The 12,592-nt window shown below is 64.6% G+C and carries 14 protein-coding genes; 5 read left to right on the forward strand and 9 right to left on the reverse strand.

The features are described from left to right. Nucleotides 1–176 precede the first annotated feature (176 nt). From QTH87_RS25525 to QTH87_RS25550, 6 genes are all read right to left on the reverse strand, one after another. Nucleotides 177–530 (reverse strand): hypothetical protein, encoded by a 354-nt coding sequence (locus tag QTH87_RS25525; protein ID WP_286613167.1) that lies wholly within the window; start codon nucleotides 528–530, stop codon nucleotides 177–179. A gap of 64 nt (nucleotides 531–594) precedes the next feature. After that, on the reverse strand, nucleotides 595–864 hold the full coding sequence (locus QTH87_RS25530) for a hypothetical protein (RefSeq protein ID WP_286613168.1): 270 nt from the start codon (nucleotides 862–864) through the stop codon (nucleotides 595–597). A 55-nt stretch (nucleotides 865–919) separates the two neighbouring features. Then, complete coding sequence (locus QTH87_RS25535) at nucleotides 920–1,267, reverse strand: KTSC domain-containing protein (RefSeq protein WP_286613170.1); 348 nt, start codon at nucleotides 1,265–1,267, stop codon at nucleotides 920–922. A 174-nt stretch (nucleotides 1,268–1,441) separates the two neighbouring features. Next, a complete protein-coding gene (locus QTH87_RS25540) occupies nucleotides 1,442–1,666 on the reverse strand; it encodes a hypothetical protein (RefSeq protein WP_286613172.1) in 225 nt (74 codons plus the stop codon). Nucleotides 1,667–1,705: 39 nt separating this feature from the next. Next, nucleotides 1,706–2,140: a response regulator gene (locus QTH87_RS25545; RefSeq protein ID WP_286613174.1), complete on the reverse strand. Its 435-nt coding sequence runs from the start codon at nucleotides 2,138–2,140 to the stop codon at nucleotides 1,706–1,708. A 281-nt stretch (nucleotides 2,141–2,421) separates the two neighbouring features. Then, nucleotides 2,422–2,919, reverse strand: coding sequence for a GAF domain-containing protein (locus tag QTH87_RS25550; protein ID WP_286613176.1), 498 nt, complete (start codon nucleotides 2,917–2,919; stop codon nucleotides 2,422–2,424). A 182-nt stretch (nucleotides 2,920–3,101) separates the two neighbouring features. Between QTH87_RS25550 and QTH87_RS25555 the strand changes: the two genes are divergently transcribed. After that, complete coding sequence (locus tag QTH87_RS25555) at nucleotides 3,102–3,308, forward strand: hypothetical protein (RefSeq protein WP_286613178.1); 207 nt, start codon at nucleotides 3,102–3,104, stop codon at nucleotides 3,306–3,308. Nucleotides 3,309–3,312: 4 nt separating this feature from the next. Here the strand turns inward: QTH87_RS25555 and QTH87_RS25560 are convergent, their stop codons facing one another. Then, nucleotides 3,313–3,519, reverse strand: a complete 207-nt coding sequence (locus QTH87_RS25560) for a hypothetical protein (protein WP_286613180.1) — start codon at nucleotides 3,517–3,519, stop codon at nucleotides 3,313–3,315. Nucleotides 3,520–3,589: 70 nt separating this feature from the next. Between QTH87_RS25560 and QTH87_RS25565 the strand changes: the two genes are divergently transcribed. Continuing rightward, the gene (locus QTH87_RS25565) at nucleotides 3,590–6,778 is read left to right on the forward strand and encodes an error-prone DNA polymerase (RefSeq protein WP_286613181.1); all 3,189 of its coding nucleotides are present in this window, start codon (nucleotides 3,590–3,592) and stop codon (nucleotides 6,776–6,778) included. Nucleotides 6,779–6,935: 157 nt separating this feature from the next. Here the strand turns inward: QTH87_RS25565 and QTH87_RS25570 are convergent, their stop codons facing one another. Continuing rightward, nucleotides 6,936–7,844 carry a LysR family transcriptional regulator gene (locus QTH87_RS25570; protein ID WP_286613182.1) on the reverse strand — a complete coding sequence of 303 codons (909 nt, stop codon included), beginning with the start codon at nucleotides 7,842–7,844 and terminating at the stop codon, nucleotides 6,936–6,938. Between the two features lie 104 nt (nucleotides 7,845–7,948). Between QTH87_RS25570 and QTH87_RS25575 the strand changes: the two genes are divergently transcribed. Both QTH87_RS25575 and QTH87_RS25580 read left to right on the forward strand, forming a co-directional pair. Next, on the forward strand, nucleotides 7,949–8,950 hold the full coding sequence (locus QTH87_RS25575) for a tripartite tricarboxylate transporter substrate-binding protein (RefSeq protein WP_286613184.1): 1,002 nt from the start codon (nucleotides 7,949–7,951) through the stop codon (nucleotides 8,948–8,950). 23 nt (nucleotides 8,951–8,973) lie between these two features. Continuing rightward, on the forward strand, nucleotides 8,974–10,911 hold the full coding sequence (locus tag QTH87_RS25580; protein ID WP_286613186.1) for an aconitase family protein: 1,938 nt from the start codon (nucleotides 8,974–8,976) through the stop codon (nucleotides 10,909–10,911). 309 nt (nucleotides 10,912–11,220) lie between these two features. Here QTH87_RS25580 and QTH87_RS25585 read toward each other — a convergent pair whose 3' ends face one another. Then, the gene (locus QTH87_RS25585; protein WP_286613188.1) at nucleotides 11,221–11,379 is read right to left on the reverse strand and encodes a hypothetical protein; all 159 of its coding nucleotides are present in this window, start codon (nucleotides 11,377–11,379) and stop codon (nucleotides 11,221–11,223) included. Between the two features lie 641 nt (nucleotides 11,380–12,020). Between QTH87_RS25585 and QTH87_RS25590 the strand changes: the two genes are divergently transcribed. Then, complete coding sequence (locus tag QTH87_RS25590; protein ID WP_286613189.1) at nucleotides 12,021–12,581, forward strand: hypothetical protein; 561 nt, start codon at nucleotides 12,021–12,023, stop codon at nucleotides 12,579–12,581. Nucleotides 12,582–12,592 lie beyond the last annotated feature (11 nt).

The following is a 12,592-nucleotide window of genomic DNA, read 5'->3' on the forward strand; positions in this document are numbered from 1 at the left end:
CCAAGTTGCGAGGCCGCGACAACGCATCAACATAGGCGCGAAACGATCCGCCGCACGAACGTCGACTTTGTGATGCGTCAATGCGCGTTGCAAATGGCTCCTATGGGCCCTTAGCAGTCTTGCGTGCAACTCCAAAGCGGACTGCCGGCTGACCCTCTCCAGGACTCACCCGGTTATCACGGTGCAGGAAGCCGCAGTACCTGCGACGCCGTCCGCGCAGATTCGACGATGGCTTTCCACTCGGCCGTCGCCTGCAACTCTTCGATTGAAAGACCTTCGTCAGAGAGCGCTGTGATGTTCCGGTCAAAGTCCTCCGAGAAGGCCCTGAGCGCAAGAAGCTCTCTCGGGTCAAACATCACAGAGGCGTTCGGTTCGTCCGGATAGAAGGTATCGAACCACCAATGGGCGAATTCACCTGCATACGAATCGTATGGCACCTTCGACGCAAACTCTCTTTGCTGCGATATCGAACTGAGAAACGAAAGCGTGGTTAACAAAGACTCTCGAATGGTCGCTTCAAATTCGGTCATTTAGGTGGCAATTTTGTGTTCCCCTTAATTTCAGAAACCGGTGTCAGCCGTCAGCTTATGGCCGTCAGACGTCTTCAACGGTGACCGGGCCGAATGTACCTGTGAGGGCTTCGAGGAACATCCCGAGAAACGTAAAGTACCCGCCCGCACGCTCGGAAACGATGCCATCCTCCACCAGCTCGCAGTCGAACGAAAACTCGGCGCCGTCGAGCTGGCTGAAGACAACAAACGCGCCGCGCTCATCGAGGTTGGCGACCTCCGAGAATCCTCGGAACACCTCAAGCACTGCTTCTTGCGAAGTGCTGGAAAACCGAAAATGCTGGCGTAGGCCCATGGATTTGGAAGGTGAGGCGGAAGGTCCGGTGTTGGCCGATCGACGACGGAACAGATCACTGGCGATACTTCTTCGGGATCGGGTGCGTCCGACAATCAAAGGGACCGTCCTTGCCGCTTCCCCGAATTCGGGTCTCGAAGAACTGGCGCTTGGAGCCTGCCCCGAGCAGGCTCTGTACCGTCGCCGCGTCGATCTCGCAGTAGTGGTAGTAGGTCGTTTTGAGCTGGATGACCATGTAACGCTCGGCCTTGTCGTAGCAGACGCGCGAAACGTCGCTGCCCTCTTTGATGTCCGAGCACGCGAAGGCGTCGAGTGCTACGCCGCCGTGGTACTTGACCTGGACGGTCTCTGCCGTAGCGACTTGGCTTAGCATGACGAGCGCAAAAAGGATGATGAATCTCAAGCTGGACCTCAGATGTTGTGCGCGGCCGACGTGGCGCGATCTCTGTTTCTGGGTGATTGTTGACCGCGGCACGGTCAGTGCGCACGCGCTCACAAGGTCGACGTTGCGGAGCAGCGACGAGTGTCTGCTCCTGGTCGCATGCAGGCTCAGCGAATCGAGGTCGCCCAACTCACTTCACAACAAAGGCGGTTGCTCTGGCGAAGCATTATTGGGTGCACTCGCACTGGCCCTGTGCGACTTCGCCGCCGCCGGCTCCCCCACCATCGCTGCGAGCTGGGCCACGGTCTCGGTGCGCGCGTGGAGGCCGCCGGGCGGTGGCTCCCAGTCTGGCGGCATGCGGATGCCGAACAGCTTCTCGATCTGCTTGCGGCGCTTCTCGGCCTGGTAATGGCTGCACATCAGCGCATTCTGGTGGAGCTGTGATCGCGCGTCACCCAGCTACGGGCGATCCAGACAGAATTCGAAGAACTCCTCTAGCTGCGTGGACTTGTCGAAGAAAGCATCCGCGCCGGCCGCAAGACAAGCCTTGCGTACGCTTTCGGCGGCATAGTTGGTGAGGACTGCCACGCGCTGCGTCGGCTCGCGGCCCTGGCACCACTTCACGACACCAAGGCCGGATCCCTGCTCCAGAAAAAGATCGACCACAGCCAGGTCCCACTCCCCCTTGTGCCTCGCAAGCCAGTCGATGGCTTCATCCTCAGACCCAGCTACAGCCATCACGCTGGCCGAACCCATCTCGGCCAGCGCCGGAATCAGGTGATCGCGGATCTTCTGGTTGTCTTCGACAAGAAAGACCGACAAGCCTGCCATGAGAAATTCGCCGCGTTGTTCGCTGCGTTGTGATTGGTATGGCGTCACGCTATTACGAATCATTTCCACGTGAGTGGGCGCTCAGGATATGCCCGGGTAGGATGGAACCACCACCACCCCAAACGTCCAGTGAAAACGTCCCCCGTTCAAACCAAGGCGAAGCTCAAGTGGACTGTCGCGTGCGAGCGGCTGAGCTTCATGCTCGAGCCGCCGCCAGGTGTTCCCAGCGCAAGCAACGCCGAACTTCGCGCGGCAGTAGAAGGGGCACAGCTAGCGCTGCAGGGCCTCCTCGCAGCGTTCGGGTCCGAAGCCGACCCTGAGGCGCGCAGCGACGCCTGAGCCGCTCAGCCGATCGGCTTGTTCGGTTGCTTCGGATATGGCGGCACGTGACCACCCAGCGTCAGGTGGCTCGCCACGCTGAGCATCAGCTCGAGGTCAACCTGTTCCGGGTCACGCGGCACCAGGTCGTAGTGGCATAGCGTGCCGAGCAAGGTGCCTGCGCTGTCCATCAGCGGCACGCCGCAATACGACAGAACCTGCTCTCGGGCCGGATGCTTCGCGAGGCGTTCATCAATCATGGCATTCGGTGTCATGAAGGGCGCTTGGGCTTCGCGCACGAAGCAGCAATAGGTCGCTGTGTCTGGGACCTCCTGAGCCGTCAACACGTCCGGCTGCTCGCGGTCATAGTGCACCGCTGCATTGGCTTTGCCGTCCTCGAAACGCCAGATGCCTATGAATCGATAGTCGGTCCGCTTGACCAACGTTGCCAGGGCCTCACGAACGCCGTCGGACCTGAGCGTGACGACGAAACGAGCAAAATCCTCTTTGGCCTGGGTGTCCATCGAATGCCTTGAAAACCACGATTGTGCACCGCAGCGTTTGCGGGTGCGCCAGCGACCCAGCGCGTAGGAGCCCCTGGAGCGTAGGAGAACAGCCACGACGATTCAGGCGTAATGCTGCACTGCCGCATTCGCCTTTTCAGAAGACAGTTCCGAACCGACTCATGGTCGGCAAGGAGTCGGTCATGAGCAACCCGTGGACGAAGAAAAACCCCCTGATGAGCATGTGGCTCAGTGCGGCGAACCGGACGATGGGTTCGGCAAAAGGACAGGTGGCCGGTGCCGCCAAGCAGCAGGCAAGCGCTATCCAGGCCGAAGCCACGAGGCAGATCGTAGATTTCTGGAGCGGTCAGACCGTTGCCAAGGCATCGAGACGCAAGACGCGCCGCTAACGCTCTACGGTCTTCTGGCGGGGCGGGCCTCATAGGCGACCGGCGCCAGCCACATCACTGCAGCCGTCGCAGGCGGCATCGTGCGCAACCGCTCGTCATGCCGCAGATCCGCCGCCACCTCGTCGAGTTGCTCCGGATCGACCGTACGCCAGCGCCGGTGGAGCTCGTGCGCGCAGGCGGCGATCCAGATGTCTTCGGTGATGGGGTCCATGCCAAAACTGTACGTGCATCCAGTACTTATTTCTAGGGCCGGGCGGATAAACACTGTATCTTTGTACAGTATGTCAGCCACCCCCGAGCCCCCACCCTTTGCCGAACTCTACTGCCGCTCGAACTACACGTTCCTGGTCGGCGCCTCCGAACCGGAGGAGCTCGTCGAGCGCGCTGCCGCCAAGCGCTACACCGCCATTGCCCTCACCGACGAGTGCTCGGTGTCGGGCGTGGTCCGTGCCCACCTGGCCGCGCGCGAGAGCGGTATCCACTTCATCGTCGGCAGCGAAATCCTGCTGACCACCGCGGGCGGCCAGCCCTTCGTTCGCCTCATCTTCCTGGCGCAGGACCGGCGCGGGTACGGCAACCTGTGCGAGGCGATCACCCTCGCCCGCCGCCGCGCCGTCAAGGGTACCTATCTGGCCCAGGTGGGTGACTTCGAGGGCAAGACCGCCAAGGCGCCGCACCTGGCCGGCCTGCCAGGCTGCCTCGCGCTGCTGCTGCCCGAGCGCGACGCCACGGTCGAGAGCCTGTTCGCGCAGGCGATGTGGCTCAAGACCTGGTTCGGCGATCGCGCCTGGCTGGTGACGGTATGGCCGATGGGCCTGGACGACGACATCCGCTGGCATGTGGTCCACCAGGTGTCGGAGATGACCGCGCTGCCGATCGTCGCCAGCTCCACGCCGGTCATGCACACGCGCAGCAGGAAACGCCTGCAGGACGTGGTGACGGCCGTGCGCGTGGGCCGGCCAGTGCAGCAATGCGGCTTCGCGCTGGAGGCCAATGCGGAGGCGTATCTGCGCAGTCGCGCGATCCTGGCCGAGCTGTTCCCGGCGAGCTACCTTTACGAGACGGTCGAGGTGGCGCGCCGCTGCACCTTCAGCCTCGAGGAGCTGCGCTACGAGTACCCCGAGGAGCTGGTGCCGCCCGGCGAGACCGCGCCCTCGTACCTGCGCAAGCTCACGTATGCCGGCGCCGCTAGGCGCTTCCCCGCCCTGCTCCCGGACAAGGTGCGCGCGCAGATCGAGCACGAGCTCGGCATCATCCGTCAGCTCGACTACGAGGCCTACTTCCTCACTGTCGAGGACATCGTGCGCTGGGCGCGCGAGCGCGGCATTCTGTGCCAGGGCCGCGGCTCGGCCGCCAACTCGGCGATCTGCTACTGCCTCTACGTGACGGAGGTGGACCCCGAGCGCATGAACGTGCTGTTTGAGCGTTTCATCAGCGTGGAGCGCAAGGAACCTCCCGACATCGACATCGACTTCGAGCACCAGCGGCGCGAAGAGGTCATGCAGTACATCTACCGCAAGTACGGACGCGATCGCGCGGCACTCACGGGCGTGGTGATCGCCTACCGCAGCAAGTCGGCGATCCGCGACGTGGGCAAGGCGCTCGGCTTCCCGCTCGAGGTTGTGGACCGCCTGGCCAAGACCGCCTACGGCACGGAGCAGCAGTGGATCAGCGAGGCGTGCCTGCTCGAGAACGAAATCGATCCAGCCGACCGCATGGTCAAGCTCTGGCTGATGCTCGCCAACGAGATCCGCGACTTCCCGCGGCACTTGAGCCAGCACCCGGGCGGCTTCGTGATCTCTCGCGACAAGTTGAGCCGCCTGGTGCCGGTCGAAAACGCCTCGATGGAGAACCGCAGCGTGGTGCAGTGGGACAAGAACGACCTCGATGCGCTCGGCCTCATCAAGGTCGACGTGCTCGCACTCGGCATCCTGACCGCGATCCACCGCGCGCTCGACCTGGTGGCGATGAAGCTCGGGCGGCCCTTCGGCATGCAGGACGTGCCCTCGGAAGATCCGGCCACCTACGACATGATCTGCAAGGCCGACACGGTGGGCGTGTTCCAGATCGAGAGCCGCGCGCAGATGACGATGCTGCCGCGCATGCGCCCGCGGCGCTTCTACGACCTTGTGATCCAGGTGGCGATCGTGCGGCCCGGGCCGATCCAGGGCGGCATGGTGCATCCGTACCTGCGGCGCCGCGCGGGCGAAGAAGCAGTGACCTACCCGAGCGACGAGATCCGCCAGGCGACCGAGCGCACGCTGGGCGTGCCGATCTTCCAGGAACAGGTGATGCAGATCGCGATGGCCGCGGCCGACTTCACCGCCGGCGAGGCCGACCAACTGCGCCGCGCGATGGGTGCCTGGCGCAAGCGCGGCGGCCTCGATGTCCACCAGAAGCGCCTGGTCGACCGGATGACGGCCAAGGGCTACACGCCGGAGTTCGCAAGCCAGATCGCCAAACAGGTCGAAGGCTTCAGCTCCTATGGCTTCCCCGAGAGCCATGCGGCGAGCTTCGCGCTGCTGGTGTACGTGTCGTGCTACTTGAAGCGGCACCATCCCGACGCGTTCCTCGCGGCGCTGCTCAACAGCCAGCCCATGGGCTTCTATGCGCCCGCGCAGCTGGTGCGCGATGCGCGCGAGCATGGCGTGGTGGTGCGGCCGGTGGACGTGACGGTGAGTGACTGGGCGAGCACGCTCGAGGAGGAGGCACAAGCCAGGGCCCTGCCTCGCTGGGATGCCACCTACGCCACGCCTCTGCGCGCGGTGCGGCTGGGCATGTCGCGCATCGTGGGTATGCGCGAGAAGGCGGCTGAGCGGATCGTGGCGGCGCGGCAAGCTGGGCCGTCCGCGAGCGTCGAGGACCTGGTCAAGCGCGCAGGGCTGGATGCACACGATCTCAAGTGCCTGTCAGCGGCCGATGCGCTGCTCACGCTGGCGGGTCGGCGGCCCGATGCCGTGTGGGAGGCGGCAGCAGTGGACACGCGGCCGACCGAGATGCTGCGGAAGGCGCGCACGGTCGAGGATCCGTTCGCCTTCCCCGAGCCTTCAGAAGGCGCCGAGGTGGCGGACGACTACGCGTCGATGGGGCTCAGCCTGCGGAGGCATCCGCTCGCGCTGATCCGCCCCCGCCTGGCCGAGCTCGGGATCCGCACGGCGGAGGACCTGCGCACGCTCGCCCGCGATCGCGACCGCGTCATAGCCAGCGGCATCGTGACGCATCGGCAGCAGCCGAGCACCTCGAAGGGCGTGATCTTCGCGACGCTCGAGGACGAGACCGGGACGGTGAACATCATCGTATGGCCGAAGCTGGCGGAGGCGCAGCGATCGGAGCTGCGGCAGTCGCGGCTGCTGACGGTGCAGGGGACCTGGCAGAGCGAGAAAGGGGTGTGCTCGCTGGTGGCGGTGGAGCTGTGGGATCACACGCCACTGTTGGGGGAACTGCGGGTGTCGAGTCGGGACTTCAGGTAGACGCGGTCCGCCGTTGCCTTTCGCACAAGCGCCTGAAGTGCGCTGTGTCTTTCACTTCCCTCAGATGCCAAGCGCCCGCAAAGCTGGCAATCGGCCAGAAGCGGACGCTCGACGCTGCGTGGCTCAACGTTCGAGAAGGGGCAAAGAGCCGACGCGTTCATTCCGCCGCTGTGGTGGCGGCGAGCCGAAGACCCTCTGCGACGATCTGCGCGGCACGCGACACATAGGGCTCCGTCCGAAAGCAGACGACGAAACGGCGAGTGGCCCACTCGTCGGACAAGGGAATCACGCGAATCGGCAGTGCGTCGACCCATGGGCGCAGGACCTCGCGCGGCAGGATGCCGATGCCGAGGTCGGCCGCGACGACATGGGCCACGCCCTCGAAACTCTCGACTTCGATGCGTGGCTGCAAGGTCTTGCCCGCCACTGCCGCATGCCGGCGCAACATCGTCTCCATCATGCTGCCGGGCATCGCGCTCACATGGTCGTAGCCGAGCGTTTCCGCGAAGGGCACCGACTTTCTTCGGGACAGCGGATGGCCGCGCGAGACCAGCGCGCAGGCATGGTCGGGTCGATAGGGCACGGATCGCAGCCCCGTCAAGTCTGCGACATCCCAGCACACCGCGAGGTCGGCCGCGCCCTCTTTCACCTGCCGCACCATCTCGCTGGAGGACGCCTCGCGCAGACTAAGTTTCAAGGCCGGGTGCTTTCCGAGCACGGCGGCGATGTCGGCAGGCAGACGGTGCGACAGCGCCGCGAGGCTCGCGAGGATGCGAACCGTCCCGGCGCCGCCCGTCGCCATGTCGCGCATGGTTGTGTGCATGCGGTCCATGCCGGCGAGCACTTCCCGGGACTGCCTCGCGAATGCCTGACCAGCCTCGGTTGGGCCCATGCCCCCGGAGCCACGCTGAAGCAGCTCGATGCCGACGTCTTCCTCGAGCGCAGCCATTCGCTTGCTCACGGCCGAGGGCACGATGGACATCCGATCGGCCGCCCTGACGATGCTTCCCTCTTCGCAGACGGCCAGGAAGAGGCGCAGGGTAACGGGATCGAAATCGATGCGCATCGGTGCAGATGAGTTCCAAACGGGAACGAACGATGCGCCAAATTGAAGTTTGTGTCTCTAAGGGAAATCTACAGTGAGGCCTATACCCATACATGGAGACAAGCATGAAGTTGAACAGCGCGAAATTCGCCATCAGCAAGCTAATGCGCGGCGCCGCATTGGCCGCCTGCGCCTGCGGCATCGTCAGTGGTGCTGCCGCCGCCGATGCCTATCCCGCCCGACCGATCACGCTCGTAGTGCCTTTTGCGGGAGGCGGAAGCGCCGACATCCTGGGGCGGGTGCTGGCCAACTCGCTGACCGAGACGCTCAAGCAACCGATCGTGGTCGACAACCGCACGGGCGCGGGCGGACTGGTTGGAACCTCGCTGGTCGCCAAGGCGCCCGCCGACGGCTACACGCTGCTGCTGACGACCGACAGCCTGTACGCCATCAACCCGGCGCTCTACGGCAAGAAGGCGGAAGACGCCGTGGCCGCACTCACACCGGTCGCGCACTTGGCGGAGGCGCCGCTCGTGATCGCGGTCAACAGCGCGTCACCGGCCAACGACTTTGCAGGCCTCCTGAAGCAGGCGAAGGCCAGCAGCGCGCCGCTGAGCTTCGGCACCCCCGGCGTAGGGACCGATCATCATCTGTTGGGCGAACTGATTGCCAAGGCGGGCCAGGTCCGCCTCAATCACGTGCCCTACCGCGGAGCCGGTGCGGCGCTGGGCGACCTCGCCGGAGGCCAGATCGACATGCTGATCACGCTGGTCAGCACGGCGCAGCCGATGGTGGCGGCCGGAAAGATCAAGCTGGTCGGCGTGGCGACCACCAAGGTCTACGAGGCACAGCCGCAGATTCCCCGCATGGGGCAGATCCTGCCCGGCACGGACATGCTGGTGAGCTACAGCTTGATGGCGCCCAAGTCGACGCCGGCGCCGATCGTCGCTCGGCTCAATGAAGCGGTCGGCATCGCGCTGCGCAACCCGAGCGTCGGCAGCAAGCTGGCCGAGCTGGGCCTCACGCCCACGGGCGGGACGGTGGCTGATTTCGCCAAGCGCATGCAGGCGGAACGGCAGCAGCGCGAGGGCATCATTCGCGATGCCGACGTCAAGCTGGTCGAATGACCGGCGCAGCCAGAGGAGCCCACATGCCTGCCATCCGATTCGAAGGCCGCGTCCTTTTCCTGTCGGAGGATCCGACCCTGATCGAGCGGCAGATCGCCGGCGAGAACCTCTCGCAGGCGGAGGCCGGCAAGCTGCGCGACGACGTGTCCACGGACGAGATCACGCCGGGCTGGGCCTGCTTCCATGTCGACGAGACGCTCGGCCGCTATCCCTACGTCGGCCTCACCTGCGAGGGTCGCCGCCCCGTCGGCACCGACCAAGTGCAGCGCGGCGGCTTCGCGGTGACGGTGGCCGGCACGCGCTACGGCAAGGGCTCGTCGCGCGAGGCCAGCCCCTATGCCGAGCGCATGGCAGGCATCCGCCTGGTCATCGCGCAGAAGTTCGAGCGCATCTATCGCCAGAACTGCCACAACCTCGGCATCTTCACGTCGAGCGACTTCGGCCTCGTCGACCGCATCCGCGCGGGCGAGGCGATCCCGGTCTCGGAGCTGGTGGCGGGATTGGATGCGGTGACGGCCGAGGTGTTGGCGCGCGGTGGGCTCTTCAACTACACGAAGGCGCGGCTCGCCGGCGAGATCGCGATGGAGCCGCAACCGCCCGAGAGCCGCCCGTTGACCTATGTCGAGAAGATCATCGCGCGCTCGGCCAGGAGGCCGCCTTCGACTTCGGGCATCAGCTTCGTGAAGGCGGACTGGCGCTACTCGCACGACTACGTGACCGGGATGTGTGCCGCGTTCATGAACAACGCAATGGGGCCCGACATGACCTTGCACGACGTCGCTTCGATCCAGTGCTTCGCGGATCACCTGGTCTATGTCGAAGAGACCATGTCGCCGGCAAAGCGCGCCCTGGGGCTGCTCGACTCGGCGATGGCGATGGGCAAGATGCAGGAACGATTCTGCGCGCAGCACGGGGTCCGCTTGCACCACCGAGTGCCCGGAAGGAAGGGGGCGGAAGGCATCTGCCACTCCATCATGACCGAGCGATACGTTTTGCCGGGCCAGGTTGCGATCGGCACCGATTCCCATACCCCGCATTGCGGCGCGCTCGGGGCATTCGCCTTCGGCATCGGTGCGAGCGAAATGGCCAACGCATGGATCACAGGCGATGTGCGCGTGGCCGCGCCGAAGGTCTGCCGAGTGCAGCTGCGCGGGACGCTGCCCGACGGGGTTGACGCCAAGGATGTCGTGCTGCATCTGCTGCGCCTGCCAGAAGTCCGCAATGGCAGCCTGGTGGGACTCGTCTTCGAGTACACAGGCGAGGCGCTGCGCGCGATGGGGACGGACGCGCGCGCCACGCTCACCAACATGGTGGCCGAGATCGGCGGCCTGACCGGCATCGTGGCCCCCGACGATGAAACGCTTCGCTTCCTGCGTGAGCGTCGGGGCGTCGACTTTCGACTCGAACCCTGGATGCGGAGCGACGAGGGGGCGCACTATGCGCACGAGATCGAGGTGGATTGCGGCACGCTCGAGCCCATGGTGGCGCGCCCCGGGGATCCCGGGCAGGGCCTTGCGCTGTCGGCGCTCGACAAGGCGGTCGCGATCGACATTGCCTACGGTGGCTCCTGCACGGGGGGCAAGCTCGAGGACATCGAGGCCTACCACGCGGTGCTCGCCTGGGCCGAGGAACACCGGCTCGGCATCGCGCCGGGCGTGCGGTTCTTCTTGCAGTTCGGCAGCGAGGACGTGCGCGCGCGAAGCGAGCGTGCGCAAATGGCGGCGCTCTTCGAGCGCATGGGCGTTCAGTTGGTCGACCCCGGATGCGGGGCGTGCATCAATGCGGGCCCCGGCGCCAGCGAGCGCGAGGATCAAGTCACGATCAGCGCGATCAATCGCAACTTTCCAGGTCGCTCGGGCCCGGGCGCGCTGTGGCTCGCCAGCCCTTCCACCGTGGCTGCCAGTGCGATCGCCGGCCGAATCGTGAGCTTCTCGGAACTGAAGGCATCCATCGGGCGGTGAGTGCCATTCGGGGAAGGGCCCAAGCGGGACAAAAAATGTTTCTGTGCGGCTTCGACGTGCCTCGACTGGGCCAACGTCGACATCACACGCATTTCGGACATGCTGGAGCCGAGGTCGAAGGACCGTGATGTGCCCCATCTGCGACATCCACGGTTCGCAAGCGTCCCGCTGCAACCAGTCTGAAACGTTCGCCTGCTCAAGCGAACCAGCACTTGGCAGGCGTCAATGCCGCCCTATGCAGCTAGTCAGCCCGAACGCCCCGATCAACCTTGGAGTCGTATCGCCACTTGGCCTTGAGCTCCCCCCGCCCTAGTGATCCTTGGTGAGTTCCCGAAGCATTCCGGCAAGTTCGGGCACGACACCGCTGAGCGGGTCCTCATCGGAACGCTTCGCCGCTGTGGCGATCAGCCCATCAACTTCATTGCTCGTAGCCCTAAGGCGCGCCAATCCCAAGAGCATGGTCAACATCAACTCGATCCTCTTGTGACTTCTCGAGAGGTCCGCCAAGCCAGAGCCTCTTTCCTCCAGGCGCTGCCAGTCCACGAAACCGCCGCCTAGACGACCCGAACTGGAGGCATCTATTCGATCGAGCACTTGGTCCCGAACGTATCGCGACAGGTGCCTGTAGCCGGCGATTGCACACGCCTCCTCAAGCCTTCGGCGGTCCTCATTCGACAGCCAAACCGACAGGCTTTCTCCGCCCTTCATTCAACTTCTCTCCCTGGTGTCTTTTCACCATGATGAATCTAGCATCCATGCGGCTTCCCGCCCTGTTCATGGTGTCTGCATGGTGAGTGAGAAAAGTCTTCGAATCGCACAAGTCGTTAGATATCAATGACTTAGCTCCCCCGCAGGGGGTGCGTTCTGTGTATTGAGATTTGGGGCCTGTTAAGGACCTAAATCTCTCTGTTAAGGACGTCCAGATCACGAAGGCCGAAGGCCGATGGAGAGAAAGTGGGCACGTCGGAAGAACTTCGGAAGCGTCTGGATCGACGATCGGAACCGACCGGATGACGCAGGGACATCTGGTCAATACAGTGCAGACATCAAACAGTTAGCACCAAGGTAGCGAAGTGGGAAGGCAGGACCTCATACAGGCAATACTGGCCATGGAGCCGAAGACGAAGGCGGCGCGCTTGCGCGAAATCCTGCCCGCCATCACGCAGAAGATCGCCGAGGGTGTCCGCGTCGCCGACATCGTCCGGACCCTCCGCGAGCAAGGCTTGGAGCTCAGCGAAGGCACGCTGAAGAACTACCTGAGCAGGCATCGAGCTGGCAAGGTGGCGCGCGCCGCTTCGTCGCAAACAGGCTCTGCGCCTCCCGCAGCGCGAGGCACTCGTCCTCTGGCCTCGCCCGCAGAAGCTGCACCCGATCCCGAGTGGTCCGCCTCACCCAATGCTCAGACCGCCGCGGCGTCAGCGCAGCGCGAGTGCACTGCGCCGTCCGAGCGCGACTCAATGCCAAGGCTGATGTCTCATCCAGGGGGACCGCTCAGCCCGGTTGAAGCGCCCTCGCCTAAGGCCTCCGAAGGGCTTGGACAACTGGAAGTGCAGCGCCGGATGCGGCCTGACCCTGCCCAGAGCCAAGCCGAGTTCGCTGAACTGGAACGCGAGGGAGAGTGGCTACTTCAGGAAGAAAGGCGTCAAAGGAGGATGACGGCCCGAAGCTAAACGCATACCGA

The sequence above is a fragment of the Variovorax jilinensis genome, assembly GCF_030316885.1.
Classification (GTDB): domain Bacteria; phylum Pseudomonadota; class Gammaproteobacteria; order Burkholderiales; family Burkholderiaceae_C; genus Variovorax; species Variovorax jilinensis.